The organism is Agrobacterium sp. LY4 (assembly GCF_001526585.1).
GTDB classification, from domain to species: Bacteria; Pseudomonadota; Alphaproteobacteria; order Rhizobiales; family Rhizobiaceae; genus Agrobacterium; species Agrobacterium leguminum.
In genome coordinates this window covers 54,866-81,307 of sequence record NZ_ASYA01000014.1, presented here as the reverse complement: position 1 = coordinate 81,307, position 26,442 = coordinate 54,866, and the positions used below count along the sequence as shown (strand labels likewise).

The 26,442-nt window shown below is 60.4% G+C and carries 26 protein-coding genes and 1 pseudogene; 10 read left to right on the top strand and 17 right to left on the bottom strand.

Features of this window, described 5'->3' with window-relative positions; genetic code table 11:
• Position 1: 1 nt before the first annotated feature.
• Both L904_RS14655 and L904_RS14650 read right to left on the bottom strand, forming a co-directional pair.
• Positions 2–1,264 carry an ATP-binding protein gene (locus tag L904_RS14655; protein WP_020809392.1) on the bottom strand — a complete coding sequence of 421 codons (1,263 nt, stop codon included), beginning with the start codon at positions 1,262–1,264 and terminating at the stop codon, positions 2–4.
• Entirely contained in the window at positions 1,261–1,992 is a 732-nt protein-coding gene (locus tag L904_RS14650; protein ID WP_196248079.1) for a response regulator, read from the bottom strand. Before L904_RS14650 ends, L904_RS14655 begins: the two co-directional genes overlap by 4 nt.
• Before the next feature lie 202 nt (positions 1,993–2,194).
• On the opposite strand from L904_RS14650, the gene L904_RS14645 reads away from it, so the two are divergent.
• The 4 genes from L904_RS14645 to L904_RS14630 all read left to right on the top strand — a co-directional run bounded on the left by L904_RS14645 (position 2,195) and on the right by L904_RS14630 (position 6,468).
• A complete protein-coding gene (locus tag L904_RS14645; RefSeq protein WP_020809394.1) occupies positions 2,195–2,836 on the top strand; it encodes a hypothetical protein in 642 nt (213 codons plus the stop codon).
• Between the two features lie 127 nt (positions 2,837–2,963).
• Positions 2,964–3,260: a hypothetical protein gene (locus L904_RS14640; RefSeq protein ID WP_035264377.1), complete on the top strand. Its 297-nt coding sequence runs from the start codon at positions 2,964–2,966 to the stop codon at positions 3,258–3,260.
• Between the two features lie 22 nt (positions 3,261–3,282).
• On the top strand, positions 3,283–4,506 hold the full coding sequence (locus L904_RS14635; RefSeq protein ID WP_020809396.1) for an efflux RND transporter periplasmic adaptor subunit: 1,224 nt from the start codon (positions 3,283–3,285) through the stop codon (positions 4,504–4,506).
• A 3-nt stretch (positions 4,507–4,509) separates the two neighbouring features.
• Entirely contained in the window at positions 4,510–6,468 is a 1,959-nt protein-coding gene (locus L904_RS14630) for a MacB family efflux pump subunit (protein ID WP_020809397.1), read from the top strand.
• A gap of 13 nt (positions 6,469–6,481) precedes the next feature.
• On the opposite strand, the gene L904_RS14625 is transcribed toward L904_RS14630, so the two are convergent.
• On the bottom strand, positions 6,482–6,718 hold the full coding sequence (locus L904_RS14625; RefSeq protein WP_003520197.1) for an acyl carrier protein: 237 nt from the start codon (positions 6,716–6,718) through the stop codon (positions 6,482–6,484).
• Between the two features lie 312 nt (positions 6,719–7,030).
• On the opposite strand from L904_RS14625, the gene L904_RS14620 reads away from it, so the two are divergent.
• Positions 7,031–8,128, top strand: a complete 1,098-nt coding sequence (locus L904_RS14620) for an acyltransferase (protein WP_020809399.1) — start codon at positions 7,031–7,033, stop codon at positions 8,126–8,128.
• 370 nt (positions 8,129–8,498) lie between these two features.
• Here L904_RS14620 and L904_RS14615 read toward each other — a convergent pair whose 3' ends face one another.
• The 10 genes and pseudogenes from L904_RS14615 to L904_RS14580 form a co-directional block, all read right to left on the bottom strand.
• Positions 8,499–8,786, bottom strand: a complete 288-nt coding sequence (locus L904_RS14615; protein ID WP_020809400.1) for a hypothetical protein — start codon at positions 8,784–8,786, stop codon at positions 8,499–8,501.
• 548 nt (positions 8,787–9,334) lie between these two features.
• The gene (locus L904_RS28150; protein WP_020809401.1) at positions 9,335–9,472 is read right to left on the bottom strand and encodes a hypothetical protein; all 138 of its coding nucleotides are present in this window, start codon (positions 9,470–9,472) and stop codon (positions 9,335–9,337) included.
• Positions 9,473–9,567: 95 nt separating this feature from the next.
• Entirely contained in the window at positions 9,568–9,783 is a 216-nt protein-coding gene (locus L904_RS14610; RefSeq protein WP_020809402.1) for a hypothetical protein, read from the bottom strand.
• 196 nt (positions 9,784–9,979) lie between these two features.
• The gene (locus tag L904_RS14605; protein WP_003520191.1) at positions 9,980–10,189 is read right to left on the bottom strand and encodes a cold-shock protein; all 210 of its coding nucleotides are present in this window, start codon (positions 10,187–10,189) and stop codon (positions 9,980–9,982) included.
• A gap of 281 nt (positions 10,190–10,470) precedes the next feature.
• Positions 10,471–10,641: a hypothetical protein gene (locus L904_RS28145; RefSeq protein WP_020809249.1), complete on the bottom strand. Its 171-nt coding sequence runs from the start codon at positions 10,639–10,641 to the stop codon at positions 10,471–10,473.
• Positions 10,642–10,976: 335 nt separating this feature from the next.
• The gene (locus tag L904_RS14600; RefSeq protein WP_020809248.1) at positions 10,977–12,212 is read right to left on the bottom strand and encodes a Gfo/Idh/MocA family protein; all 1,236 of its coding nucleotides are present in this window, start codon (positions 12,210–12,212) and stop codon (positions 10,977–10,979) included.
• An 18-nt stretch (positions 12,213–12,230) separates the two neighbouring features.
• Complete coding sequence (locus L904_RS14595; protein WP_020809247.1) at positions 12,231–13,052, bottom strand: sugar phosphate isomerase/epimerase; 822 nt, start codon at positions 13,050–13,052, stop codon at positions 12,231–12,233.
• A 24-nt stretch (positions 13,053–13,076) separates the two neighbouring features.
• Positions 13,077–14,240 (bottom strand): dihydrodipicolinate synthase family protein, encoded by a 1,164-nt coding sequence (locus tag L904_RS14590; protein ID WP_020809246.1) that lies wholly within the window; start codon positions 14,238–14,240, stop codon positions 13,077–13,079.
• Between the two features lie 10 nt (positions 14,241–14,250).
• Positions 14,251–15,393, bottom strand: a complete 1,143-nt coding sequence (locus L904_RS14585; protein ID WP_020809245.1) for a Gfo/Idh/MocA family protein — start codon at positions 15,391–15,393, stop codon at positions 14,251–14,253.
• Between the two features lie 245 nt (positions 15,394–15,638).
• A pseudogene (locus tag L904_RS14580) lies at positions 15,639–16,348 on the bottom strand (TetR/AcrR family transcriptional regulator).
• Positions 16,349–16,465: 117 nt separating this feature from the next.
• On the opposite strand from L904_RS14580, the gene L904_RS14575 reads away from it, so the two are divergent.
• From L904_RS14575 to L904_RS14555, 5 genes are all read left to right on the top strand, one after another.
• A complete protein-coding gene (locus L904_RS14575) occupies positions 16,466–17,755 on the top strand; it encodes an ABC transporter substrate-binding protein (protein ID WP_020809243.1) in 1,290 nt (429 codons plus the stop codon).
• Between the two features lie 6 nt (positions 17,756–17,761).
• Complete coding sequence (locus tag L904_RS14570) at positions 17,762–18,715, top strand: carbohydrate ABC transporter permease (RefSeq protein WP_003520181.1); 954 nt, start codon at positions 17,762–17,764, stop codon at positions 18,713–18,715.
• A complete protein-coding gene (locus tag L904_RS14565) occupies positions 18,708–19,583 on the top strand; it encodes a carbohydrate ABC transporter permease (RefSeq protein ID WP_020809242.1) in 876 nt (291 codons plus the stop codon). Before L904_RS14570 ends, L904_RS14565 begins: the two co-directional genes overlap by 8 nt.
• Positions 19,584–19,669: 86 nt before the next feature.
• A complete protein-coding gene (locus L904_RS14560) occupies positions 19,670–20,746 on the top strand; it encodes an ABC transporter ATP-binding protein (RefSeq protein ID WP_003520178.1) in 1,077 nt (358 codons plus the stop codon).
• A gap of 262 nt (positions 20,747–21,008) precedes the next feature.
• Positions 21,009–21,374: a hypothetical protein gene (locus L904_RS14555; protein ID WP_020809241.1), complete on the top strand. Its 366-nt coding sequence runs from the start codon at positions 21,009–21,011 to the stop codon at positions 21,372–21,374.
• Positions 21,375–21,689: 315 nt separating this feature from the next.
• Here L904_RS14555 and L904_RS14545 read toward each other — a convergent pair whose 3' ends face one another.
• From L904_RS14545 to L904_RS14530, 4 genes are read right to left on the bottom strand one after another with little or no spacing between them, the layout of a single operon-like run.
• Complete coding sequence (locus L904_RS14545) at positions 21,690–22,466, bottom strand: sugar phosphate isomerase/epimerase (RefSeq protein WP_020809240.1); 777 nt, start codon at positions 22,464–22,466, stop codon at positions 21,690–21,692.
• Positions 22,463–23,479, bottom strand: coding sequence for a hydroxyacid dehydrogenase (locus L904_RS14540; RefSeq protein ID WP_020809239.1), 1,017 nt, complete (start codon positions 23,477–23,479; stop codon positions 22,463–22,465). Before L904_RS14540 ends, L904_RS14545 begins: the two co-directional genes overlap by 4 nt.
• The gene (locus tag L904_RS14535; protein ID WP_020809238.1) at positions 23,476–25,353 is read right to left on the bottom strand and encodes a DUF2264 domain-containing protein; all 1,878 of its coding nucleotides are present in this window, start codon (positions 25,351–25,353) and stop codon (positions 23,476–23,478) included. Before L904_RS14535 ends, L904_RS14540 begins: the two co-directional genes overlap by 4 nt.
• Positions 25,346–26,410 (bottom strand): LacI family DNA-binding transcriptional regulator, encoded by a 1,065-nt coding sequence (locus tag L904_RS14530; RefSeq protein ID WP_035264371.1) that lies wholly within the window; start codon positions 26,408–26,410, stop codon positions 25,346–25,348. The genes L904_RS14535 and L904_RS14530 overlap by 8 nt, the downstream gene beginning before the upstream one ends.
• Between the last annotated feature and the right edge of the window lie 32 nt (positions 26,411–26,442).

Sequence of the window (26,442 nt, the reverse complement as noted above, 5' to 3'; positions counted from 1 at the left end):
GTCACGCCGCCCTTGCGAAGATCACGGTCTGGATCAGGCCCTGTTTCTTGTGGTTGGCAATGGTGATCGTGCCGCCGAAGCGCTCGATGATTTCCTTGGCGATGGCAAGACCAAGACCCACGCCGGGGATTGATTTGCGCCGCGCGAGGTCCACCCGGAAGAAGGGTTCGAAAACCCGCCCGATCAGTTCCTGCGGAATGCCGGGGCCTTCGTCCCTGATGGTCACGACGATTTCGCTCTCGTCTCCGGTCAGATCGATATGCGCCTTCTTGCCATGGGTAACGGCGTTCAGGATGAGGTTGCGCAGGGCTCTCTTCAGCGCCAGCGGGGCCGCCTTGATGGTCATGGCGGCCTCCGGCTCGATGAAGTCGAGTGCGCCCGCATGGCCGAGATCGGATACATCGTTGACGATTTCGCTGAGAAGCGTGCCGATGTCGATCGTCTTGACGCTATCCTGGCTGACCTCTTCCCGCACCAGAAGAATGGCGCTGTCGGCGATGGCGTCCAGCTCCTCGAGGTCCGCCAGCCATTTGGCCCGTTCCTCGTCGTTTTCGATGAATTCCGCCCTCAGCCGCATGCGGGTCATCGGGGTTCTGAGATCGTGGCCGGCGGCGGCGACGAGGCGCATGCGGCTTTCCATCGCCGCCTTCAGGCGGGTGGCGAGTTCGTTCAGCGCCCGCGCCGTGGCGCGGATTTCGCCTGGTCCGGTTTCCGGCAGGTGCGGCAGCGAACCGTCAGGCCCGATGCTGGCGGCGGCATTTTCCAGCATGTCGAGCGGGCGGGTGATCTTGCTGGCGGCAAAGATCGAAACGGCGGCGCTGCCGAGAATGATCAGCCCGATCCACATGCCGAAAATCTTCCAGCCGCCCGGCGGCGGACCCATATGCGGGATTTCCGCGACCAGCCAGCCGCCTTTTTCCAGCGCGATAGCCGCCACGGGGGCAGGATTTCCCGGCGAGCGGATGACCATCGCGGTGCGCGGCTCTCCGATACGGGCCAGCGCCTTTTCCAGAAATTCCGAGAGCATGCCGTCGAGATCGCCTTCCGGCGGCTTCTGCTCGATCTGGAAATAGCCGGGCTGCTGCAGGGAGGGATCGCGCTCGGCCATGGCCACGGCAAAGGCGAGGCTGCGGGCCAGCGGTTCGATGGTGGCGTCGGGCGGCGGCGGCTGCAATGTCCGGTCCGCCACAAAAGTCGCAAGTGCGATGACCGCGATGATGGAGACGATCATCAGCGCCGTGATGCGGTTTTTAAGCGAGCTCATCGCGGCACCGGCAGGGTTTTGACCTGAACCGTCATCTGGTAACCGCCGTTGCGCACGGTCTTGAAGATCGGCGTTTGGGTGTCGGCGTCCAGCTTCTTGCGCAAGCGGCTCATCAGCACGTCGATGGAGCGGTCGAACGGGCCGCGATCCTTGCCCTGCGTGAGATCGAGAAGCTGATCGCGGGAAAGCAGCCGGCCGGGCCTGTCGAGAAAGACTTTCAGAAGATCGAATTCCGCTCCCGTCAAATCGATCTTTTCACCGCTGGCGCGGATGACGGAGCGCTGCTCGGGATCGGCGGTGAAATCCGCAAAACCATAGGCGGCGGATGAGGGGCGGGGGGCTTCCTGCGGCGTGGCGCGGCGCAGCACGGCCTTGATGCGCGCGGTCAGTTCGCGCGGATTGAAGGGTTTGCCGAGATAGTCGTCGGCGCCGATTTCCAGCCCGACGATGCGGTCGACATCTTCCTTCAGCGCTGTCAGGAGAATGACCGGCGTGCGCGGCCGGCGGCCTTGCAGATCGCGGCAGATATCGAGGCCGGAGCCATCGGGCAGCATCACGTCGAGTACGATGAGATCGGGATCGGAGCTCGCGATCTTTTCCTCGAACTCACGCCTGTCGGCGGCCATCGACACGCGAAACCCCTGCGAGCCGAGATATTTCGCGAGCAATGTGCGTATTTCCGGATCGTCATCGACGATCAATATATGTGTCACCGAAACTGTCGTCATATCGTCCAACCTTTTGATGCCACTATACATAAGCGCCGAAAAGAAACGGCGGATTTTTGCAACGAAAGCTTTCCGGGGCCGTTCTGGCAACATTCGGTTACAAATAGGCGGTTTGCGGAAGCAGGCCGGAAACATTCGGACCAAAGCCGGAAACGCGATGCACCTATCGTCCTTTCATGTTGGAAAACGGAAGGAAGGTAAGATGAGAAACTCGCTACTGGCCACCGCCGTCATCGCGACAGCAATTATCGGCGTTTCCGCCGCCGCGCAGGCAGCGGAAGAGAATGCGCCCGCACCCCAGGCGACCGAACAGGCTGCGCCGCCGCCCGCCAATCTCGATCTCGGCCCGGGCATCGGCCCGGATCGGGGTCCGGATGAAAGGCCGCTGCCGCCGCATATGCGCAGAATGCCCGGCCCGGATGTTCTCGGGCTGGCGACGAAGCTTTCGGCGGCCGAAATCTATCTCGGCGTCACGCCGGAGCAGCTCGGTCCATGGCGCGCCTATACCACGGCGCTGATCGATCTCGTTTCCCCCGGTCCGGAGCGCAATCCGCGTCCGCCGGTGCAGGGTGAAGGCAAGGCCAAGCCCGAGCCGCGTCTTGCGGGAGAGGAGCTGGCAGGCATCATCGCGCAGAAGGCGGAAAAGGCCAAAGCCTTGCAGGACGCCGTTGCGGCGCTGAAACCGAAGCTTTCGCCGCAGCAGGTGCTGAAGCTTGCCGAACTCGAGCGTGCGCTGATGCCACCTCCGCCTCCCGGCCCGCGTCATGGCCCCGCAGCGCGCGGCGGCTTTGCTCCCCCGCATGGCGATATGAGGCCGCCGGTTCCCGAGGCGGAACGGGGCTGAGGCAACTATTCGAAGTTTCCTCCTTTAATCTGCCCCCCAGTAAAGGAGGAAATCAGCCGGCAACGGCTGGAGCCGGGGGATCGCACGCCTGCGATCCCCCGCGTGATTTTCAAGCAGGAAGACGATGATGAGATATTTCTATCTGGTGCTGGCAACGGCTTTTGGTTTGAGCTTTGCCTGGTCGATGGCCGTGGCAAAGGACAAGCCCGTGCAACAGCCGGCGGCCAAATCCCGGCAGGATGAACAGCGGCGTCAGCCCGCCTGTGCGAAGGATCAGCGCGAAAAGACGGATTCCAAACGTCTTCGCAGCACCTGCCGCAAGGCCGCGGCGCGAAAATCCGCCTCTGCCTATGAATGGATCGAGGCGGATAGGGGTTTCATCCTCGTGAAACACGAGATGACGCCGGTTTCTTCCTTCGAATGAACCGGCTGGACAGGACATCAAGATGAAAACGGCACGCAAAGCAGGCGCATTGCTGGCGGTTGTCGCTCTCGCTGTGGGCGGCTACTGGCTGTCCTCGCAATATACACGGGCGGCCACACCCGACTACATAACCGCACCGGTGACACGCGGCGATATCGAGCAGACGGTGCTGGCGACGGGAACGCTGAAACCCGTTCGCCTTGTCGCCGTCGGCGCGCAGGCCTCCGGCCGCATCACCGCCGTCAAGGTGGCGCTCGGCGATACGGTCGAGGCGGGCGATCTGATCGCCGAAATCGATTCCGTTACCCAGACGAACAGCCTGCGCACGGCGCAGGCGGCCCTTGCGAACGTGAAGGCGCAGCGGGTGGAGAAACAGGCGACGCTTGTTCTCAACCGCCAGAGCCTTGCCCGTCAGCAGGAGATGGTGTCGAAGAACGCCGCCTCCCGCGCCGATTTCGAAAGCGCCACCGCGGCGCTCGCCGTCACCGAGGCGCAGATCGAAGCCATCGACGCCCAGATCGAGGAAGCGCAGGTCGCGGTGGAAACGGCCGAGGCCAATCTTGGCTATACCAAGATCACCGCGCCCATCGAAGGCACGGTTCTGTCGATCGTCAGCCAGGAAGGGCAGACCGTCAACGCCACGCAATCCGCGCCAACCATCGTCATCCTCGGTCAGCTCGATCGGATGACGGTGCGCACGGAAATTTCCGAGGCGGATGTAACGCGGGTCAAGCCGGACCTGCCGGTCTATTTCACGGTGCTGGGTGAGCCGCAGCAGCGTTACGACGCGACGCTCGCCTCGATAGAGCCGGCGCCGGAATCGGTGCGCAGCGATTCCAGCTTCAGCTCCTCGACCTCTTCATCCTCCAGCTCATCCTCTTCCAGCACGTCGTCATCAGAGGCGATCTATTATAATGGCGTGTTCGAAGTGCCGAACCCGGACGGCAAGCTGCGCACCTATATGACGGCGGAGGTCCATATCGTTCTCGGCGAAGCGAAGGACGTGCTGACCGTCCCCTCGGCGGCCCTTGGCAGCATGGACAGCGACGGCAGCTATGTCGTGCGCGTGGCCGGTGCCGATGGCAGGGTTTCCGAGCGCAAGGTCGAAATCGGGCTCAACAACAAGGTCACGGCGGAAGTGCGTTCCGGCCTTGCCGAGAACGAGCGGGTGGTGACCGGCGAGCGTTCCACCGACACCACCGCAAACGCCATGCCGGGGCCGGGCGGCCCGCCGATGGGGCTTTGAACCATGGCTGAACCTCTGATTTCGCTTAAATCCGTGCGGCGGGATTATCCCTCCGGCGAAGGCACGATCAGCGTGCTGAAGAACATTGACCTCACCATCGAGGCCGGTGAGATGGTGGCGATCGTCGGTGCGTCCGGGTCGGGCAAGTCGACGCTGATGAATATTCTCGGCTGCCTCGACCGCCCGACATCGGGTAACTACAGCATCAGGGGCCGGGAAACGGGCAATCTCGATGCCGACGCGCTTTCGGCGCTGCGGCGTGAAAATCTCGGTTTCATCTTCCAGCGCTACCATCTGCTGGCCGAGCTGACGGCGCTCGGCAATGTCGAAATTCCGGCGATCTATGCCGGCAAGACGCAGGGCGACCGCAGGCACAATGCTGCAAGGCTGCTCGGCCGCCTCGGCATGGCGGAACGCCTCGATCACCGTCCCGGCCAGCTTTCCGGCGGCCAGCAGCAGCGCGTTTCCATCGCCCGCGCCCTGATGAACGGTGCCGAGATCATTCTTGCCGACGAGCCGACCGGCGCGCTCGACAGCGCCAGTGGCGACGAGGTGTTGCGCATCCTCGGCGAGCTGCATGCCGAAGGCCGCACCGTCATCATCGTCACCCATGACATGTCGATTGCCAGACGCGCCGGGCGGATCATCGAAATCAGCGACGGCACGATCATTTCCGACCGCAGGACGGATGCAACGCCCGTGCCGCAGGACGATGCCAAACCCGCTGCCGTTTCCGGCGGGTCTTCCGGTCTTGCGGGTCTCGTTTCGTCTCTGCGGGAGGCGTTGCGCATGGCGCTTCTGTCGATGCGGGCGCACAAGCTGCGCACCTTTCTCACCATGCTCGGCATCATCATCGGCATCGCCTCGGTCATCAGCGTCGTGGCGCTGGGGCAGGGTTCGCAGCAGCGGGTGCTGCAGAACATATCGAGTCTTGGCACCAACACGCTGGAAATCTTCGCGGGCAAGGATTTCGGCGACATAAGGTCGGGCAAGATCACCACGCTCGTCGTTTCCGATGCCGAAGCGCTTGCCAAGCAATCCTATGTCGCGGCGGTGACGCCGACGGTCTCGACGTCCAGCACGGTGCGTTTCGGCGCGAAGGAGGCGAATGCGCTGGTGAACGGCGTCAGCGAGCGCTATTTCGTCGCCAAGGGCACCAAGCTGTCGCAGGGTCGCTTTTTCGATGGCGGAAGCGTTGCGCAGAAGGCGCAGGAAGTGGTGATCGACGAAAATACCCGCAAATCGCTGTTTGCGGATTTCGACGGCAGCCCTGTCGGCCAGGTCATTCTCATCGGCAAGGTGCCGGCCCGCATCGTCGGCGTCACGCAGGCGCAGCAGGGCGGTTTCGGCTCGAGCCAGAACCTGTCGCTCTACCTGCCCTATACCGCCGTCCAGTCGCGCTTTCTCGGCAGCCTGTCGCTGCGCAGCATCACGGTGCAGGTGGCCGACGATGTCGATGCCTCAATCGCCGAGCAGGCGGTGACGACGCTTCTGACCCAGCGGCACGGCACACGGGATTTCTACATTCTCAACACCGACGATATCCGCCAGACCATCACCAGCACCACGCAGACGCTGACCCTTCTGATTGCGGCCATTGCGGTGATTTCGCTGCTGGTCGGCGGCATCGGGGTGATGAATATCATGCTCGTTTCGGTGTCTGAACGCGTGTCGGAAATCGGCGTGCGCATGGCGGTGGGCGCACGGCGCACCGATATTCTGCGGCAGTTCCTCATCGAAGCGGTGCTGGTCTGCATCATCGGCGGTACGCTGGGCGTGCTGGGCAGCCTCGGCTTCGGCGCGCTTTTTTCCGCCTTCAGCAGCAACTTCGCCATGGTCTATTCCACGGCGTCGATCATCGCCGCCTTCGTCTGCTCGACGCTGATCGGTGTAGTCTTCGGTTATCTGCCGGCGCGCAACGCGTCGAAGCTCGATCCCGTCGCGGCTTTGTCTGCGGGGTAAATCCCCCTGCCGGTCACGCCTTGTTTTTTTCGACGAAGCGGATGGCGTCGCCAACGGTCAGGATCGTGCTTGCGGCGGAATCTGGAATTTCCACCCCGAATTCCTCTTCGATTTCCATGACGATCTGAACGGTCTCGAGCGAATCCGCACCGAGATCGTCAGCAAAACTGGCCTCGTCCACGATGGTGGCAGGGTCTGCACCAAGCTGGTCCACGATGATTTTTCTGATACGTTCTGCAATGGTGGACATGGTGAGACTCCGCGAAAGTTGCCTGCCGTCGAACGCCGCCCCATCTGAATTTGCGCCGAAGATATCCAAGTGAAATCAAACTGAAGTTTCGAAAGGACAGGGCACAGAGTCAAAGGTTCGGAAGATCGATGACATCCGGACGTAGCACGCCTTTCGCAGCCGCGAAAGGGTGTCGATCATCCGTTAGTGTTCCATAATAATATGGGACGTTCGCCACGTTAAACAGTTTGTGACTGGCAGCGGTGAACCGCAACGCGGTAAAGCTCGTTGCCTGTGAACCTTAAATCCGTCAGCCACACCGAGCCTCATGCCATGGTCCAGTCGTCTCCGGAACGCTTCATATTGCTCGACGGCATAAGGGGCGTGGCTGCCCTTTTCATAGTCCACCGCCACGCCGAGGATCTGTTCGGAAAAAGCACGGCTTCGAGCTATCTCGCCGTGGATCTGTTTTTTGCGCTCAGCGGTTTTGTGCTCGCGCATGCCTATAGCCGGAAACTGGCCGAAGGGGCGATTACGCCAGGCTTTTTCATGAAGGCGCGCTTCGCACGTCTTTATCCTCTTTATGGGCTGGCGCTGGCCCTGATGGCGGCCTATTTCATCTGTCTCTACGTGCTGGGCCTGCCGACGCCGATCGACGATCTGCATCGTCTCATCGATCCCGGCGAGCTTGCTTTCGCCCTGGTAACGGGGCTGCTCTTTTTGCCGGCACCCTTCACGCTCACCCTGAACGGTGCGCTGTTTCTCGTCAGCCCGGCATGGTCGCTTTTCAACGAACTGGTGGTGAATGCGTTTTACGCCCGCTTCGGTGTCCGGGCCACGACGAAACAGACCGCCGCGGTGCTCATTGTCAGCGCCCTTGTGCTGATGGTGGCTGCCGCCGAGTTCGGCCGTCTGCATGCCGGTTTTCGCTGGCATGAAATGTATGCCGGCATGGGGCGGGTGTTCTTCTCGTTTTTTGCCGGCGTGCTGATTTACCGTTTCCGCAATCGCATACCGCAGTTGAAACCCTTTCAGGCGGCGCTTTGCCTTCTGCTGGTCTGTTTCATTCTGGCCGTGCCGATGTCGCGCGAGCTTCGGCCGTTCTTCGATCTTGCGGTTGTCCTCGTCGTCTGGCCGCTGCTGCTCTTCGTCGCCAGCAAGACGGTTCCGGGGCGCGGGGTGGGAATGGTCTCGGTGTTTCTCGGCACGGCGTCCTACGCGGTCTATGTGCTGCATATTCCGCTTCTGGCCTGGACGGAGCTTCTGATCCCCGCGGTGCACCGGGAAAACCTCGCTTTGCCGGCCGGCATTGTTTTCCTCATCGGCACGACGTGCCTGTCATGGTGGCTGACGGTCCATTACGATCAGCCCGTTCAGAAATGGCTGAAGAACCGGTTGAGAAAGCCGAGTGAAGTCCGCCAGCCGGTATGACCCCGCCTCGCGTCTGAAAACCTCAATAATGGGCGAAAATCGGGGCAGTCAGCACGAAAGCTGCGACGAGGCTGATGATCGTCAGTTTCGCCGCTCGCATGCGGCGCATTTTGCGGCCGCTCCAGTCATACGTCATACTCACCTCCACGCAGACGCAAAACTTACCGGCATGGGAAACAACCGAAGTCTGGCGAAGACCGATCATGGTCCCGCAACGCCTCGGATGCACATTCCATACCCAAGCTTCCCGGGATGCGCCTGATCGCGCACGGGACGCTCAATTTCAGTGTTGCCTGATATACGGCTTTTGCCAAGCCGTTATTTTCATCGGTGATTTTGAAGGCCGCCACGAAAAGGGCGGCAGGCCCAATCACCGGTAAAGAGGCGGAAGGCCCTGAATGGCGTAACGCGGCAGCGGTTTCCACGGTTTGACGCGTTCATGTTTGTGAACGCCGAACAGGAACAGCATTTCCTCCGAAATATCGGCGGGGTCGGTCAAGCCATCCTGAAAGAGCTGGATCACCTTGCGGGCGGCATTGTTGTAGAGAATGACTTCGTCATCCATGGAGTGGCTGTCATAACCGAGACCTTCCAGCACTGACTGGAGCATTTTCAGGTCCTGCGATGTGATGATGCAATTTTCATATGCGGAAGACATGACGTCCTCCTTTCCTGTGGGGTTCACAAAAGCCGGAGCGTCGCGCTGCCATCCAGAGGCGGTGCGGGGACGCTTCAACGCCTTGAAACGCGGGCGACGTCAGGGAAACCGTTTCCGGCCCGTGCCGTCATGCATGTCGCGTGAATTCCGGATCGTTCCCGCCGGACAACGGGCGGGACAGGGCTGGGGGTGCAACAGGCCTGACGGCGGCAACGCCCTTTAATTACCGATGAGAAAGCCTGCGCTGATTAAGGGGAATAGGCAAGTTAATTCCGCTGACGACGGCGGAAGATGCGGCAGCCGCTGCCGCAGGCAACAAAAAAGGCCGGGGCAATATTGCACCGACCTTCCTCATATCGCTCTCAACACCCGTGCCAGTACATCCGTGGTCAAAAGTCTGAAGCGACTAAAACAACTGCGAACGTCGATTTCATTCGCGCTCACCAGCAGTTGCCATGTGAGCTGTGTAAATGGGCAATGTGGCCAAAACAAGTCCGGTATCCATGGTAATACTTTTATTCGCCATGACATGCCGGCCCGCACGACGCTTATTTCTTTTTGGCATCCGCTGTCGTGGCGTTTGCGAATTTGACCTGCGAACCGGCGGGCGGCGCGGCAGGTGCTTTCGTCTTGTCCTTCTTCGGTTTGCGGATTTCCTTGTTACTGCGCAATTGACCCTTGGCCATGGTGTCCTCCTCCTGTTGGATCGATACGGCCTCGAGCGGCTATGAGACAATCCGTTCAAGGCCCTTCGCTCGGGCGATGCTGGAAATCCGGCCAGTCAGTTCTTGCCGGATCGTTTTTTTGCGGAAACCGGCGCGTCGGCGATAATCGTCGCTTCCTGTGCTTCGCGAAGCTGGCGAAGGCGTTCCGTTTTGCGGGCGCGCTGGTCGGCCTCGGCGTTTATGATCTGCTTTGCGGCGTTATCCGTCAATGACGCCCTGTCCTGCGCGGATAGTTTGCCGGGTTTGAAAAAAGTTTCCTTTGACGCGGCCATGGCATTCTCCTTTATGGAAGAGCGGTATCGGACGGCTGGCGGGGGCGGGTAACCTTTTTAGCGGCAGGCAGCAGCCCTTCGCGGACGCGCTTTTTCCCTGGCCCAAAAACAAAAGGCCGGGCTTTGACCCGACCTCTCACAATCATTCTAACCGGCAGCCAGTACATCCGTGGTCTGCGGGGTCAAATGACGAATATCAAGCTGCCTGAAGGTTATCAGCCGAGCTCTTGCCGGACCGACGGTCCTGGACGATCTCGTAGCTGATCTTCTGGCCGTCGTTCAGCGAACGCATGCCAGCGCGCTCAACAGCGGAAATGTGAACGAAAACGTCCGCGCCGCCATTGTCAGGCTGAATGAAGCCGAAGCCCTTGGTGGCGTTGAACCACTTTACAGTACCAGTGTTCATAACGATTTCCTTTCGTAGAATCGTTGTGGTTCCCGCGATACCTTGCGGGATAAGATCGATTATTTGAGAGGAAATCCGACGGGGAACACAGCGTTCCAGAACGACGTCACAAGCAATGGTCGATGAGGAAAATATAGGCGCAATTTTTGATTTTGCAATGGGCCCTGAAGGAAAAAGCACCGGCGAGCGACCGCTCATCGGCTAAGTATCTGGTTCACGGCGTTATTTCCCGCTGACCCAAACGTGCGCCCGGTCTTGCGCGGCCTTTGGTTTCGCGCGCATCAACCTCCGCCGGGAGACACGTCTTTCGCACCGTCATCCGGCAGGCTGCCTGCGCCCGGCGTCTTGTCATAGTCGGTGAGGGACGGTTTGGCGTGTGGGCCAGCGGGAGGAATGTCGTTCGGGCTGGAAGGCCCTTTGTCGACTGTTTTCGGCTTCGTTTTCTTCGTCATGTCGCGTCCTCCTTTTAGTGGGAAAACGCAGGGGAAAAGGCGCGGGTTCCGTTTCCACGCCGCGCGGGCGCGCTTTTCTGCCGTCAGCGGCGGGAACGCGGTTTTTTCTCTTCCCGGTTCATATCTCGCCCGACCCATTTGAAAAATACGACGAGGCTGACGCCGATGATGATGAGCGGAACGAAGGATTCAAAACTGGACATGACTCACTCTTTCTTCCCCCGGCGACCATTTTACCGGCATGGAAGAAGCGCGTAATCTGCGGAATATCGTCCGTTCTTTTTTGGCAATTGCCGTTTGCGGCCCAGCTGCCGATGGGCCGCAGATGAAGGCGGTTAAACCGGCAGCGATTTCACCGCCGCCGTGCCGCCTTCACGGGCGCTTTTCAGCGCCGCCACGCCTGTCAGAACGGACATGGCGCCGGCGCGCGAACCCGCCCGCTGCCGCAGCCGGTCGTTGGAGCCGGGCTTGAAGATCATGTCGCGCATGCGGTTGTCGCCGCCATAATGGCCGCCCGGCTCATGCGGCACCCAGATATGTTCGACACCGCCGCCGAAGCTTTTCACCAGCAGGATTTCATCGGCCGGCGGTTCCGTCCAGGGCTGCTTTTCATACTGGCGCATCTCGATGCGGCCCTTATGGCCGTTGAAGGCGATGTGGTGGCCCTCGATCGGCATATAGGTGTTGAGCGAATAGGAAACCTGCACGCCGCTGGCATAACGGATCGAGGCGCTCATCGTGTCGGGAATGTCGATCTCCTCGCGGAAGACGCAGGCATCGCGCATATAACCGTCCACCGTCGAAGGGTCTTCATAAAGCGCATCGAGAAAAGGATCGGCGCCGAGATCCATGAAATAATCGCACTCGTTCTTGTGCGGACAGGTGCGACAGCGCGTTCCGCGGAACGGACCGTTCTTGCCATAATGCAGCAATTGCCCGAAACCCTTCACCTCTACGGGATCGGAATCGAGATACCAGTTCAGCAGATCGAAATGGTGGGTGGCCTTGTGCACGAACAGGCTGCCGGAATGCTCGGTGAAGGCATGCCAGCGGCGGAAATAATCCGCGCCGTGCTGGTTATCGAGATACCAGTGGAAATCGACCGAAGTGACGGTGCCGATGGCGCCTTCGTCGATCAGCTCCTTGATGCGGGCGGCGGTGGGAGAGAAACGGTAATTGAAGGAGACGTCGACCCGGCGGCCGCTTTTGGCCTCCGCCGCGCGAATGCGGTCGATCTTTTCCGGGGTGGTGGTCATGGGCTTTTCGCTGATGACATCGGCCCCGCCTTCGAGCGCCCGGATGATAATGTCGTCATGGGTATCGTCAGGTGTGCAGACGATCACCAGTTCGGGTCGCTGCTCCTCCATCATCCGGTCGAAATCGTCGTAAAGCGGCGCGTTCGATCCCATCATGGCGCGAGCGCGCTCGGCGCGCATCAGGTTCAGGTCGCAAATGCCGACCAGTTCGACATAGTCGCTCCAGCCGGCCAGCAATTCGCGGCCCCACATGGTGGTGCCGCGATTGCCGGTGCCGACCAGCGCATAGCGTTTGCGTTTCACCTTTTCAGGCATTGTCTCTCTCCCGGATAATCAACAAACAGTCTTGAAACGCTCGACCACGGTGGCGAGGACCTCGTCCATCGGGCGCGCCTGCCAGCGATGCGAAAAGATTTCCACTTCCTGCGGGCCGTGGAAGCCGGCGGCCTCGATCATGGCGCGAAATGCCTTCAGGTCAATCACGCCGTCGCCCATCATGCCGCGATCGTTGAGCGGATCGGTGGTCGGCACCAGCCAGTCGCAAATATGGTGGGCGAGAATTTGCCCGTTTCTGCCCGCACGCGCCACCTGTTCATCCAGTTCCGGATCCCACCAGACATGGTAGACATCGATGGCAACACCGGTTCCAGACCCCAGCCTGTCGCAGAGATCGAGCGATTGTTTCAGCGTGTTGAAGCAGGCGCGGTCGGCGGCATAGAAGGGGTGCAGCGGCTCGATGGCGAGCGGTACGCCGGCAGCCCGCGCATAGGGAAGAAGCTCGGCCATGCCGTCCTCCACCATCTGCCGTGCGCCTTTCAGGTCACGCGAGCCAGCGGGCAGGCCGCCCACGACCAGCACAAGGCAATCGGCCTTCATGGCGGCTGCCTCATCGACCGCGCGTTTATTGTCCTCGATGGCGAGGCGGCGGCCTTCGGCATTGGGCGCGGGGAAAAAACCGCCCCGGCAATGGCCGCTGAGGCGCAGCCCGTTCTGCTCGACAATGCGGGCGGCTTCAGCAAGGCCAACGCCATGCACCTGCTCGCGCCAGGGCGAGATGGCGGTGATGCCATGGGCAAGGCAGGCATCGACGATGGCGCCGAAGTCTCCGCCCTGACGCACGGTGGCGAAATTGATGGAAAGGCCTTCAAGGCTCATCTCTGTATCTCCCCTTATTTTGCTTCACCCGATGCCACGGACGGCCAGAAACGCCTTCATGCGATGCGTCGCCAGATCAGGCTCGGCCAGCACATTGGCCCTGTCCGCCAGTCGGAAAAGTTCGGCGAAATGCTGCGTGGAGCGGGTGCTTTCCTGCCCGCCGACCATGGTGAAATGGTCCTGCAACCCGTTCAAATAGGCGAGGAACACCACGCCGGTCTTGTAAAAGCGGGTCGGGGCCTTGAAGATATGGCGCGATAACGCCACCGTCGGCTCTAGAATATCGAAGAATTCGTTGTCCGCCCCGCGCTTCAGGCAGGCCAGCGCTTTCGAAGCCGCCGGCGCTATGGCGTCAAAAATGCCGAGCAGTGCATCCGAATGGCCCTTTTCGTCACCGGCGATCAGTTCGGCATAGTTGAAATCGTCACCGGTATACATGCGAACGCCTGCGGGCAGGCGGCGGCGCATGACGATTTCCTTTTCCTTGGAGAGAAGCGAAATCTTGATGCCGTCGATCTTGTCTGCATTCTCCTCGATCATGGCTAGGCAGGTTTCCATGGCCTGCATGTGGTCGCCGGAACCCCAGTAACCCTCAAGCGCGGGATCGAACATCTCACCCAGCCAGTGGATCACCACTTTCTGGTCGGCATGGGAGAGAACCCGCGCATAGGCCTTGAGATAATCATCCGGGGAACGCGCCGCCGCAGCCAGTGCACGACTCGCCATCAGGATCACACGTCCGCCTTCTCCCTGAACAAAATCAAGCTGTTCGAGATAAGAGTCGACAATCTGGTTCAGGTCGTAGCCGCTGCCATTCAGATGGTCGGTTCCGACGCCGCAGGCGATCAGCGCATCCTTGCGGCTGGCCGCCTCCTTCAGCGAACGGGAAATCAGTTCCTGCGCCTGCGGCCACGCCAGCCCCATGCCGCGCTGCGCCGTATCCATCGCCTCGGCGACACCGAGGCCGAGATCCCACAGGCGGTGACGGAAACGCAGCGTCGCGTCCCAGTCGATGGCTGGCGTCAGCCATGGGTCATTATCGGCAAGGGGGTCGGCCACCACATGGGCGGCGGCGAAGGCGACGCGGTTGAAATCCGCGGCACTGCGTTTCTCAACCGCGACTGGCGTGCCTGAAAGCCGGTAGACCTCGATGCTACGGTCATCCTTCGGAAGCTTGAGTTCGCTCACCGTCGCCTCCTTACGAAATAGCGGGAACGTCGAGCCACCGGCGTTCCTTCCACGATTTCAGTCCAAGCTCCGCAAGCTGCACGCCCTTCACGCCTTCCATGAGGCCATAGGGCCACGGATCGTTGTCCACCAAGTGGCGAACGAACATTTCCCATTGAGCCTTGAAGCCGTTGTCATAGACGACATTGTCCGGCACCTCCTGCCAGGTCTTGTAGAAATCGATGGTCTGCGGCTGGTCGGGGTTCCATACCGGCTTCGGTGTGTTGGTGCGGTGCTGGGTAAAGCATTTTGTCAGGCCCGCCACCGCCGAACCAAGTGTGCCGTCCACCTGAAAGGTCACGAGGTCGTCGCGGCGCACCCGCACTGCCCATGAGGAGTTGATGTGGGCGATCACGCCGCCTTCCAGCTCGAAGGTGGCATAAGCGGCATCGTCGGCATCCGCCTTATAGGCTTTGCCCTGCTCATCGAAACGTTCCGGAATATGGGTCGCGCCGAGGCAGCTCACCGATTTCACCGGACCGAACAGGTTGTCGAGCACATAACGCCAGTGGCACAGCATATCGAGAATGATGCCGCCGCCATCCTTCAGACGGTAGTTCCAGGAGGGGCGCTGCGCCGGCTGCCAGTCGCCTTCGAAAACCCAGTAACCGAACTCGCCGCGCACCGAGAGGATTTTGCCGAAAAAGCCGCTGTCGCGCAGCATGGCGAGCTTGCGAAGGCCCGGCAGGAACAGCTTGTCCTGCACCACACCGTGCTTGATGCCGGCGCTTTCGGCCAGCCGCGCAATCGCCAGCGCCTCTTCCATCGTGTCGGAAATTGGCTTTTCGCAATAAACGTTCTTGCCGGCCTTGATGGCTTTCTCCAGCAGGCTGCCGCGCATCTGCGTCGTGCCGGCATCGAAGAACAGCGTATCGTCGGGGTTCGCCAGCGCCGCATCGATATCGGTCGTCCAGCGCGCGACATTGTGCTTTCTGGCGATTTCCTCGATTTTCGCGCCGTTGCGTCCGACCAGAATGGGGTCGAGCATGACCCTTTCGCCGTTCTTCAACAGCACGCCGCCCTGATCGCGAATGGCGAGAACGGAGCGCACGAGATGCTGGTTGTAACCCATGCGGCCGGTGATGCCGTGCATGATGACGCCGATACGTTTCATGAATTTCCTCCCAAGGCGGCCTCTTCCCGAAAGCCGCTTCCGTCAAACATGGCAATTTGTAACCATTTGGTTATTTGTGGTCGTGAAGGATGCGATCTGTCAAGGTGTTTTTGACAGGAAAAATTCGTGACCTGACGACGGTTGCGTTTTTGTGTTTCCACCGCGCCGCAAAAGAAAACGACGCGCTTCGCGGATGCGAATGGCGCGTCGTCGCTGTTGTTAAAGAGGAATTCGGTTTGACTGGCTCAGACCGGCCGCACTGCAGCAAGCAGGGTATCGACGATATGCTGGCCCCAGCGCTCCAGCTCGGCGGGATCGGTCAGGTCGCGCTGGAAGATCGTCGACAGCGTGAACCGGTTCGAAAGATAAAAAGCGCCGAGCGAAGCGATGGTCAGAAGACGTCGATCGGATCGAGACCGTCACGGAATTCGCCGGCGTCGCTGCCGCGCCGCAGCACGTCCTCAAGCTCGGAAATGAAGTTCGAATGCATCGCCGTAATCGTCGGGGATTGCCTGAGATAGCGGGCTTTATTGAGGTTTTCCGTGGCCAGAATGCTGAGGAATTCCGGATGGTCGAGGAAGTAGTGCCAAGTGAAAAGCGCAAGCTCGCGTAAGCCCTCCGAAGGGGCCTTGCGGGCCAGGTCAAGCCGTCTTTCGGTGTGGCGGATATGGCGATAGGCGTCTTCCAGAACGGCGAGATAAAGCGCATCCTTGTCGCCGAAATAATGGTAGATCATCCGCTTGTTGGTGCCGGCGCGCCGGGCGACGACATCGATTCGTGCCCCTGCCAGCCCCTTGGCGGCCACCTCGCGGCGGGCGGCTTCGAGAATGGCGGCGCGCGTTCTTTCCGGGTTTCGCACCTGTGTCGTCGCGCGTTTGCGCTTGGGTGACGGCGTTTTCTCCATGGCCGCATCGGGGGCCGGATCGGACGGCTGGTTTTTTGTCGTTTCTTCCATTTCAGCACCCGCTTGACAATGTTTGCGATCAGTGTTCCCATGTAACCAATTAGTTATAAAACGGCAAGTGTCGTTTACGTTCATCATCAATTGGCAGTCAATAGGGAGGAGTTGCCAATGCCCGTGATGCTTCAGAGGAGAGGTGTGCTTTCAGCGGGGCTTGCGGCCCTGTCGCTTGCAACACTGGGAGGTGGTTCAGCGCAGGCCCAGGCCGCGCGCCTTCGCATGTTGTGGTGGGGTTCGCAGGAGCGCGCCGACCGCACCAACAAGGCGATAGCAGCCTATAAGCAGGTCAAGCCGGATCTCGATATTGCCGGTGAATTCGCAGGCTGGAGCGATTATTGGCCGCGCCTTGCTACGCAGGTTGCGGGCCGCAATGCGCCCGACCTGATCCAGATGGATTATCGCTATATCTTCGAATATGGCCGCCGCGGCGCGCTCGCGCCGCTGGACGACTATATCGGCAAGGGCCTGAAGATTGAGGATTTCGGCAAGATGAACATCGATTCCGGCCGGGTCGATGGCAAGCTTTACGGCATCAATCTCGGCGTCAATTCAAGCGCCGTCTTCTTCGACAAGGCGGCCTGGGAAAAATCCGGTGCGACGCCGCCGGCGATCGGCCAGACCTGGGAGGAGTTTGCCGAAAACGCCGCCAAGCTCAGCAAGAACAAGCCGAAGCCCGGCTATTATGCCACGGCCGATGCCAGCGGCGTGGAGCCGAGCTTCGAAAACTGGCTGCGCCAGAACGGCAAGTCGCTTTACACGCAGGATGGCGGCATCGGCTTCGATCCTGCCGATGCGACCAAGTGGTTCACTTTGTGGGCGGATCTGCGCAAGAGCGGCGCCTGTGTGCCGGCCGATGTGCAGGCGCTCGACCAGCTCAACATCGAAACGAACCCTTTGACGACGGGCAAGGCGGCAACGGCATTTGCCCATTCCAACCAGTTCGTCGGTTATCAGAAACTCAACAAGTCCAAGCTTGCCATAAGCTCCTATCCGAAGAGCACGAAGGATGGCCCTTCCGGCCATTATCTGAAACCCTCCATGCTCATCAGCGTCGCCAATGGCAGCGCCGGCATCGAGCAGGCCGTCGGTTTCATCAACTTCCTTGTGGCTGAACCGCAGGGCATCGATATTCTCGGCGTCGAGCGCGGCGTTCCTGCTTCGGAATCCATGCGTAGCCAGTTGAGCAGCAAGCTCGACGAGGTCAGCAAGACGATGGTGGACTATATTGCCGAGATTACCCCCGGCGTCGGCGATCTGCCGCCGGCGCCGCCTCCGGGCGCGGGCGAATTCGCCTTCGTCCTCAAACGCACGGCGGAGGAAATCGGCTTCGGCAAGATAACGCCGGAAGAGGGCGGTGACCGCCTCGTCAAGGAATCCGAAACCGTTATCAAACGGAAGTGATGGTTTATGGCCTTTCGATCTGAAACTCTTGTGGGGGAGAGCCGTGGCGCGGCTCTCCCGAAGCGGGGCGGCGTTAAGCGGATTTTCGACCGCAACATTCACGCCTACCTGTTTCTGCTGCCCTGGCTGATTGGCTTTTTCGGCCTCACCCTCGGTCCCGCGCTTGCGTCGCTTTACCTGTCTTTCACCAATTACGACCTGTTGCAGTCGCCGGACTGGGTGGGGGCGGCAAACTATGTGCGCATCGCCACGGCCGACCCCAAATTCGCCGCAGCCATGCAGGTCACCTTTACCTATGTGCTGCTGTCGGTGCCGCTGAAGTTGATCTTCGCGCTGCTGGTCGCGCTCGCCTTCAACCGCGGCATCAAGGGCCTGACGCTCTATCGGGCGATCTTCTACCTGCCGTCGCTGCTGGGTTCGAGCGTCGCGATTGCCGTGCTCTGGCGCCAGCTTTTCGCCTCTGACGGTCTCGTCAACATGATCCTGTGGCAGGCCTTCGGTTATGAAGGGCCGAGTTGGATTTCCAATCCGGATTATTCGATCTACACGCTGGTCATCCTGTCCGTCTGGCAGTTCGGTTCGCCGATGATCATCTTCCTCGCGGGTCTGAGACAAATCCCGCAGGACATGTATGAGGCCGCCGAAATCGACGGCGCGAGCAAGGTGCGGCAGTTCTTCCGCATTACCCTGCCGCTTTTGACGCCGGTGATCTTCTTCAACGCGGTGATCCAGACGATCGACGCCTTCAAGGCCTTCACCCCCGCCTTCATCATCTCCGAAGGCACCGGCGGGCCGATCAACTCGACGCTGTTCTACACGCTCTACCTCTACCAGGAGGCCTTCGGTTTCTTCCGCATGGGTTATGCCTCGGCGCTTGCCTGGATTTTGGTGATCATCATCTCGCTGTTCACGGCCTTCTCGTTCCTCAGCGCGAAATACTGGGTGCACTACGATGACTGATGCTGTTACCGCCCCCCGGCCGGGCCAGGGCCCGCAACGTTCGCCGCTGAAATCGGTGATGCTCCACACGGCGCTGATCATCGCGTCCTTCGCGATGCTCTATCCGATCCTGTGGATGATCTCGGGTTCCTTCCGGCCGCAGGACGAGCTGTTCGGCTCTTCCTCGCTCATCCCCTCGGCGGTGGATGTCGGCGGATATATTCGCGGCTGGACCGGGCTGCAGGTGAGCTTCGGACAGTTCTTCTGGAACTCCTTCTTCATCTCGGTGCTGGCCACCATAGGAAACGTGGTCGGTTGCTCGCTCGCCGCCTTCGCTTTTGCCCGGCTTCGCTTCGGGGGGCGCAATTTCTGGTTCGCACTGATGCTTGGCACCCTGATGCTGCCCTATCACGTCGTGCTCATCCCGCAATATATCTTGTTTCTGGAAATGGGCTGGGTGAACACCTCGCTGCCGCTGATCGTGCCGAAATACCTCGCAACGGACGCCTTCTTCATCTTCCTGATGGTGCAGTTCTTCCGCGGCATCCCGCGCGAGCTGGACGAGGCGGCTGTGATGGATGGCTGCTCGCCCTTCCGCATCTACTGGAAGATCATGCTGCCTTTGTCGCTGCCGGTGCTGGCGACGGCTGCCATCTTTTCCTTCATCTGGACATGGGACGATTTCTTCGGGCCGCTGATCTATCTGAACGACATCAACACCTACACCGTGCAGCTTGGCCTCAGATCCTTCGTGGATTCCACCGGCAGCTCGGACTGGACGTCGCTTTTCGCCATGTCCAACCTGTCGCTGGTGCCGGTCTTCCTGTTCTTCCTGTTTTTCCAACGGCTGCTGATCGAAGGCATCGCCACCACCGGAATGAAACGCTGAACGGAACCCGGATCGGGAACGCATTTTAAGACAATCAACACTGTCGCTGCCGCCCTGCATGCGGCGCGACAGTCGGGAGAAACAGCATGGCAAGCAGCATTACGCTCGAAAAAATCGTCAAGCGGTTCGGCGCCTTTCCGGTCGTTCACGGCATCGATCTCAAGATCGAGCCGGGCGAGTTCACCGTTTTCGTCGGCCCTTCGGGCTGTGGCAAATCCACGCTTCTGCGCATGATTGCAGGGCTTGAGGAAATCTCCGAAGGCGATCTTCGTATCGATGGCGAAAGGGTCAATGAAACCGCCGCCTCCAAGCGCGGCATCGCCATGGTCTTCCAATCCTATGCGCTTTATCCGCATATGAGCGTCTACAAGAACCTCGCCTTCGGTCTGGAGACGGCAGGCTACAAGAAACCGGAAGTTCAGGCGCGGGTGCAGAAAGCCGCCGATATCCTGCAGATCGGCCCGCTTTTGCAACGCAAGCCGAAGGCGCTTTCGGGCGGCCAGCGCCAGCGTGTCGCCATCGGCCGCGCCATCGTGCGCGAACCGAAAATCTTCCTGTTCGACGAGCCTTTGTCCAACCTCGATGCGGAACTGCGCGTGCAGATGCGCGTCGAAATCGCCAAGCTGCACCAGACGCTCGGCAGCACCATGATCTATGTGACGCACGACCAGGTGGAAGCCATGACCATGGCCGACAAGATCGTCGTTCTGCGCGACGGCCGCATCATGCAGGTCGGCCGCCCACTCGATCTTTACAATAATCCCGCCAACCAGTTCGTCGCCGGTTTCATCGGCTCGCCGAAGATGAATTTCCTCTCCGCCAAGGTGGCTTCAGGCGACAGTTCCAACCGCACCATCGAGGTAGCCGGTCAGCGCATCGTGCTGGAAAAACCGGTCGCCGCGCAACAGGGCGAACCGCTCACCTTCGGCGTGCGCCCGGAACATGTGAACCCGCAGGCGCAATCGGCCTCGCTGGGTGAGGCCTCCATCCAGCTCGTCGAACATCTCGGCGGCTCAACGGTGGTCTACACCGCGACCCCCGACGGCCAGCCCGCCACCGTGCTGCTGGACGGCCAGCGCCATATCCGCATCGGCGAGACCATTCCCTTTGCGTTCGATCTTTCGAAGACGCATCTGTTCGGGGCGGATGGGCGGCGGATATGACACTTGTATTTAGCGTCTAACGTAGATGACAAGAGAAAAGCCCCCTTCAGTCATATTGGCTTTGCAGGCCTTTTCGAGCGATTGCGTGCTTACGCGATGAAGAGGTTCTTTCGCGACCAAAGACTTCGGTAAGCTGCATCTCGAGCCGAGGGCACAGTGCGTCGATGATGATCGTGAAGAACAAAGGTGGACGCACGTGGCAAGGTCCGATTGCGTAACGAGGAAAATCTGTCCAGTGTGAAAGTTAAGACTGGAGAGACGAATGCTGAGATTATGGCAGCGCATCACATATTATCGTCATCGTAGTGAGCTTTGGGCGCTTAACAAGGCGCAGCAGATGCCGCTCGTGGCAGGCTTTCCAATCTCGTTGGTGGTCTCATTTTGGTGGTTTGTTATGGCAACGCCAGTGATGCTGCCGCATATAATATTGCAGGCTTACTCCAAGAGTGCTGCGACAATTTTCTTGTTGATCACTGGTCTTCCTCTACTTCTAGCGATCGTTTTAGCGATGCCTTGGTTTTTCAGCTGGCAAGGAATTGCGGCAGGTCTGATGTCGGGTCGATCTGAGGCAGCGAGGAAAAAGGAACAAGTCTTAATGTATGCAATTGACGCCTATAGGGCGAAGTGAGTTTAACGTCTGCGTGCCTGCTGGTTCTCGGCGATTTGGCAAAGATGGTAGGCGTCAATTTCGAGATTCTGGCCATCCCATTTAACGCTCGCACTATAATCTGCAATTGTCGCGGTTTTCCAGATGTCCTCCGATAGTAGTGGAGCCAGTAATCCTCCACCGGTGGCGATCCACCCTGTCAGATCAGCAGACGACTGGCCGCCGTCTGCCCATTCAACCGTGAGCAAGCCATGAGGTTTCGCTGTAATGCTTTTGACCCGTGGTATAATAACCTTCTCCCGTTAACCGGTAAGAGTAGACATTGATCGGTCGAGATTATGACTTATCAAAAATTTCTCCAAGTATCACCGCATCTTCCGCGAACTGCCCGACATCGTCGCCTTTGACGAATTCGAGCATCGCGAAAGCCGGTTTTTTCCAGTCGCCTTCCGGCAATGCATCCACGCACGCCCGCCAATAATCCGCGCGTTCGTGAAGCGGCAGGCGGCTGGCGTCGGCGAGCCAGGCGAAGACATGAAGATGGCAGATGCGTGGGCCGAGTGCGGATATTTCCGCGAGTGCGTCCTCCAGCGGCAGGCCGGGGGCGGGTTGCCAGTAGAAAAAGAGGTTGGGCATCGGCAAATCCTGCATGAGTTGCAGGGCAGAGGGCAGGGTGTCCGTCAGTGAGTTGGGGTGATATTCGAGGCCGATTGTGATGCCATAGTCGTGCGCCCGGCGGGCGATTGTCGCCAGCGCTTCCGTTGCCGCGCGGCGTTCGCCGGGGGAGTAATCGGCAGATGGACGTTTGCGGCTGCCGGGCCAGATGCGGATATGGCCAGTGCCGAGCGCTTTTGCGGTTTCCAGCACGGCGGTCACATCTTCCGGCGCAAAATCCGGTGCAAAGATGTAGGAGCCGTAAGAGGAGACGGAGAGGCCGGCTTCCGCCGTCCGCGCCGCCACATCCCTTGCATTTTCGAGATCGCCGGGCGGCACATGGATATCCGCACCCCATTCGATGGACCTGATGCCGTTTGCGGCGGCAAGCTCGATGACTGCCTGTGGCGACAGGGAGCGGAAGGTGACGGAGCAAAGGCCAGGCTCGAAAAATCTCATGCGATCAGTTCCAGATGTTCCGGCCGCACCTGCTGTTGCAAGGGTGCCGCGCGGCAGAAGCGTTCGATTTCGGCAATCGCCATGTCGCCGAGCCTTGCGCGTTCAAGCCCAGTGGCGCCGGCGATATGCGGCGTCAGGAACACGTTCGGCAGGCTGTAAAAGGGTGAATCCGGCGGCGGCACTTCCGGGTCGGTGACGTCGATGACGGCTTCGATGCGTCCGGTTTTCAGCTCGGCCAGCAGTGCGTTTTCATCCACCAGCGCGCCGCGTGCCGTATTGATCAGCGTCGCGCCGTCCTTCATGCGGGCAAGTGCTGCCGCGCCGATCATATGCCGCGTCTGCGGCAGGGAGGGTGCATGCAGGGAAATAACATCGCTCACCGCCATCAGCTCCTCGAGCGAGACGAGACGTACACCGAGCTTTTCCGCCTCCGCAGCACTGAGAAGCGGATCGAAAAGGATGAGGTTGAGATCGAAGGGCTGCAACAGATTGATGACGCGGCGTCCGATGCGCGATGCGCCGACGATGCCGACCGTCAGGCCGAGATTGCCGATGGCCTGCGCCTGCAATCGCTCGACAGGGGCGCGGTCGCGATGCTCCAGATAAAGGCGTCGGAAACCGAAGGTGCGCTTACCGGCCAGCAGGATCATGGCCAGCGAAAATTCGGCGACCGGCTGTGCATTCGCCTCCGCGGCGCTGCACACGGTAACGCCACGATCGAACACCGCTTGCGACAGGAAATATTTGACCGTGCCGGCGGCATGGGAAATCAGCCTGAGGCGCGGCATCAGCGCTAGTTCCCGCGCGCCGATATCCGGACAGCCCCAGCCGGTCAGAAGAATATCCGTCCGCGCCAGCTGCTCTTTCACTGCGGGATCGTGGAAATCGCAGATCCGCCCCGTGTCGAGAATATCGACACTCTGCGACAGCCTTTCGAGCGCCTGCGGTGTCAGCACATGCTGGGTTCGCTCCGGGTCCATGGCAAGGCTGAGACGCGGAAGCGGGCTCGTCATTGCGGCTCTCCCGTTGCCGCCATGCTGCTGACCGGAACGCCCCGTTCCGCAAACAGGCGGTCGAGCCCCTCCATATCCGGAAGTGCGGGAACTGTCGCCAACGCTGTTTCGCTTTCTGGCCCGGTCACCCCGACAAAGACCGCGCAGGCAAGCAGGGTTTCGCCCGCCGGAATCTCGCCCCGCAGTTGCGGCACCGTGGTCTTGGCGTTGATGAGATTGGTGTTGGGCAGAGCCTTCAGTGCCACGCCGTGGCGGATTATGCTGGAGCCGAGATCGACAATGGCGGATATGTCTGCGCCGCAATCGGCGGTCGCCCGGTTGGTCTCTTCGCGCACGGCATCGCGGTCGCCGTCGTTGCGGTTGATTGCGAAGCCGCCTTCGGTCACCGAAAGGGGGCGGGCGGAGGTGATCCGGTGCAGCCTGATATGCCAGCCGCCAGCCGCAACCAGCGTCGTTTCAACCGCCACATCCGGGAACGGCTTCCATGTCGCCCGCAGGCTTTCCCCGGCCAGCAGAACCTTTTCGTTGGTTTCGCGCACGCGGTAATGGAGGCCGTCTTCGGAGAAGGCCAGCATATTGTCGAAACCGTTGGTCCTGAAACCGCGCTCATCCACTTCGACGCCGAAACCGTAACGGGAGGAATAGGCGAATTTGGCATATTTCTCCGGCCCGCCGCGCATGGAAAGGTTCTCCTGCCCGCTGGAAAGCGCCGTGACATTGCCGCTGGTCCGCATCATCACCATGCCGGGATGAATGAGTGGCTTCGGTTTTGCCGATGTTTCGGGCTGCTTTTCCTCCGCCTGCCAGAAGGGGTGGCGTTCCGGCAGGGCGAGCGGCAGGAAGGCCTTGAAGGCCCAATAGGGCGAGCCCGCCGAATTATAGCTTTCCGACATGGTGAGCTGCGGATAGGCGTAGCCGATGGAAAGCACGCCGTCGCGGTCGGCAATCGGCTTTTTCGCCCACCAGCGCAGATGTTGCAGATAAAGCCCCTTGATCTCGCCCCAGGGCAACGCCTCCTCATCGGCAAAAGCGAGACCCGCCCAGAAGCCGCCGCAGGCGAAGCGGTAGGTCATGGAGCGGCCGAAGGCGAGCGTGCCGCCATCCTCATCGAACCAGCTGGCGAAATCGCTGGCGAAGAGGCGCGCTCGTTCCCGGTAGCGTGCGGCGTAGGCATCGTCAGGCTTGCTGAGTTTCGCGTAGATCAGGCCGTAAAAATGCATGGCGAAGGCGATGTAATGGTCGATGCGGCGGTAATTGCCATCGCGATACCAGCCGTCGGCGATATAGAATTCGTCCAGTTCCTTCTGGAATGTCTGGGTCAGGCTGCGGTCGAAATCGATGCCGAGATGATCCAGCGCCATATCGACCATCACCCGGAAAAACTTCCAGTTATTATCGGCGTAATTGCGCTCGCGCGCCGTCAGCAGATAACGGCGCACATTGTCTTTCTGCGCGTCGGACAGCGGTTCCCACAGGTGCTGAGGCGCAAGCCGCAGCGCGAAACCGAGGGCGGCCAGTTCCACAAGCCGCTGATCCCTTTGGCGCACGTCGCCCCAATATTCGGGATGGGAAGGATCGGTGCCGTTGGCTATTCCCCGTGCCAGAAGCGGCCAGTGGTCGAAATGATCGCCGCTCAGCGCAAGCGGTGCGATGCCCCAGAGCGGCCGGGCGAAACCCTCCAGATCGGCCGCCGCCCGGTCGAAATGCGCGGCGGTGCCGCTCAGCGTCACTCTTGCGCCGCCCGGCGAAAAATGGGCAAGAAGCGGCGCGAAACTGTCATCCAGTGCTCGTCGGACATCGGCGCGGCTTTTGAGCGGATTGCCGTGCAGCGGATTGAATCTGGCCATATTGGGTCTGGTCATGGTGTCATGCATCGCGTGCCGCCTTTCTCGTCTTTTTCGCCTTGCCGGCCGTCTGTCCTTCCACCAGCTGCACGCCAAGCTGCACCTGGCGGGCATTGGCGGAAGGTTCCGTCAGCCGGCGGCGCAGCAGCTCCACCGCCTCGCGGGCGATTTCGCGACGGTCGACGCGGATCGTGCTGAGACGGGGGGTGGAGAGTTCGGCAAAGGGCAGGTCATCGAAGCCGATAATGGAAAGATCGTCCGGCACGGCGAGGCCAAGCTCCTGCGCCGCCCCCAGCGCACCGAGCGCAATCGCGTCATTCATGCAGAAAATGCCGGTGAGTTCAGGGTTTTTGGCCAATAGCTGGCGAACCGCATCGCCCGCCTGTCCGAAGCCGCTATCCGCCGTCGAAAGCAGGAACTCCTCATAGGTCGTTCCCTCTTCCTCAAGAATCGTGTGGCGGAAGCCGCGCATACGCTCCCTTATGGTGTGGCGATGATGCGGGCCGATATAGGCGACCTTGCGGTGACCCAGTTCCAGCAGCCGCCGCGCCGCCAGCGCGCCGCCGTAAAAATTGGAGGGCGAGACGCAGTCCAGCATCATCGAAGGATCGGCGCTGTTGACCAGAACCGGTTGCAGCACACCCTGCGTGATGCGGTGGATGATCTCGTCCTCGGGGTCGAGGCCGATGGCGAGAAGGCCGTCCACCTCGCAGACCCGCTGGGTCAGCGCGTCATCCACCTGTTTCTGGTGCAAAAGCCGGATATCGAGTTCGAAACCATCCATCTGGGCAAGGCTGCGCAGCATGTCGAAAATATCGTGATAAAAAGCGCCGATATCGCCGGTCGCCCTTTCGGCGGACATGAGTGCGAGGATTTTCTTGCCCTCCAGCGGCACGCCGCCGGTCTGGGTTGTGACCGGCCGCAACGGATAGCCAAGCTCCGCCGCCACCCCCAGAACCTTGGTCTGGATCGACGCGCTGATACCTTTCTCTCCCGCAAGAACGCGCGAGACGGTGCTGATGGAAACGCCGGCGCGCTGGGCGATATCCGACTGGCGCGGGCGGCTGATGTCGGGCGTATCGTTCATATCGTCTCCTGCGCTTGCAAAAAAATCTAATA

Bases quoted from the DNA above. Each gene is read 5' to 3' on its own strand.
- L904_RS14600 (WP_020809248.1), bottom strand. From the start codon at position 12,212: ATGCCTGAAAAGGTGAAACGCAAACGCTATGCGCTGGTCGGCACCGGC.
- L904_RS14605 (WP_003520191.1), bottom strand. From the start codon at position 10,189: ATGAACACTGGTACTGTAAAGTGGTTCAACGCCACCAAGGGCTTCGGC.
- L904_RS14540 (WP_020809239.1), bottom strand. From the start codon at position 23,479: ATGACGAGCCCGCTTCCGCGTCTCAGCCTTGCCATGGACCCGGAGCGA.
- L904_RS14575 (WP_020809243.1), top strand. From the start codon at position 16,466: ATGCCCGTGATGCTTCAGAGGAGAGGTGTGCTTTCAGCGGGGCTTGCG.
- L904_RS14640 (WP_035264377.1), top strand. From the start codon at position 2,964: ATGAGATATTTCTATCTGGTGCTGGCAACGGCTTTTGGTTTGAGCTTT.
- L904_RS28145 (WP_020809249.1), bottom strand. From the start codon at position 10,641: ATGACGAAGAAAACGAAGCCGAAAACAGTCGACAAAGGGCCTTCCAGC.
- L904_RS14560 (WP_003520178.1), top strand. From the start codon at position 19,670: ATGGCAAGCAGCATTACGCTCGAAAAAATCGTCAAGCGGTTCGGCGCC.
- L904_RS14645 (WP_020809394.1), top strand. From the start codon at position 2,195: ATGAGAAACTCGCTACTGGCCACCGCCGTCATCGCGACAGCAATTATC.
- L904_RS14655 (WP_020809392.1), bottom strand. From the start codon at position 1,264: ATGAGCTCGCTTAAAAACCGCATCACGGCGCTGATGATCGTCTCCATC.
- L904_RS14555 (WP_020809241.1), top strand. From the start codon at position 21,009: ATGCTGAGATTATGGCAGCGCATCACATATTATCGTCATCGTAGTGAG.
- L904_RS28150 (WP_020809401.1), bottom strand. From the start codon at position 9,472: ATGGCCAAGGGTCAATTGCGCAGTAACAAGGAAATCCGCAAACCGAAG.
- L904_RS14630 (WP_020809397.1), top strand. From the start codon at position 4,510: ATGGCTGAACCTCTGATTTCGCTTAAATCCGTGCGGCGGGATTATCCC.
- L904_RS14565 (WP_020809242.1), top strand. From the start codon at position 18,708: ATGACTGATGCTGTTACCGCCCCCCGGCCGGGCCAGGGCCCGCAACGT.
- L904_RS14650 (WP_196248079.1), bottom strand. From the start codon at position 1,992: ATGACGACAGTTTCGGTGACACATATATTGATCGTCGATGACGATCCG.
- L904_RS14545 (WP_020809240.1), bottom strand. From the start codon at position 22,466: ATGAGATTTTTCGAGCCTGGCCTTTGCTCCGTCACCTTCCGCTCCCTG.
- L904_RS14620 (WP_020809399.1), top strand. From the start codon at position 7,031: ATGGTCCAGTCGTCTCCGGAACGCTTCATATTGCTCGACGGCATAAGG.
- L904_RS14610 (WP_020809402.1), bottom strand. From the start codon at position 9,783: ATGGCCGCGTCAAAGGAAACTTTTTTCAAACCCGGCAAACTATCCGCG.
- L904_RS14535 (WP_020809238.1), bottom strand. From the start codon at position 25,353: ATGCATGACACCATGACCAGACCCAATATGGCCAGATTCAATCCGCTG.
- L904_RS14570 (WP_003520181.1), top strand. From the start codon at position 17,762: ATGGCCTTTCGATCTGAAACTCTTGTGGGGGAGAGCCGTGGCGCGGCT.
- L904_RS14530 (WP_035264371.1), bottom strand. From the start codon at position 26,410: ATGAACGATACGCCCGACATCAGCCGCCCGCGCCAGTCGGATATCGCC.
- L904_RS14635 (WP_020809396.1), top strand. From the start codon at position 3,283: ATGAAAACGGCACGCAAAGCAGGCGCATTGCTGGCGGTTGTCGCTCTC.
- L904_RS14615 (WP_020809400.1), bottom strand. From the start codon at position 8,786: ATGTCTTCCGCATATGAAAATTGCATCATCACATCGCAGGACCTGAAA.
- L904_RS14585 (WP_020809245.1), bottom strand. From the start codon at position 15,393: ATGAAACGTATCGGCGTCATCATGCACGGCATCACCGGCCGCATGGGT.
- L904_RS14595 (WP_020809247.1), bottom strand. From the start codon at position 13,052: ATGAGCCTTGAAGGCCTTTCCATCAATTTCGCCACCGTGCGTCAGGGC.
- L904_RS14625 (WP_003520197.1), bottom strand. From the start codon at position 6,718: ATGTCCACCATTGCAGAACGTATCAGAAAAATCATCGTGGACCAGCTT.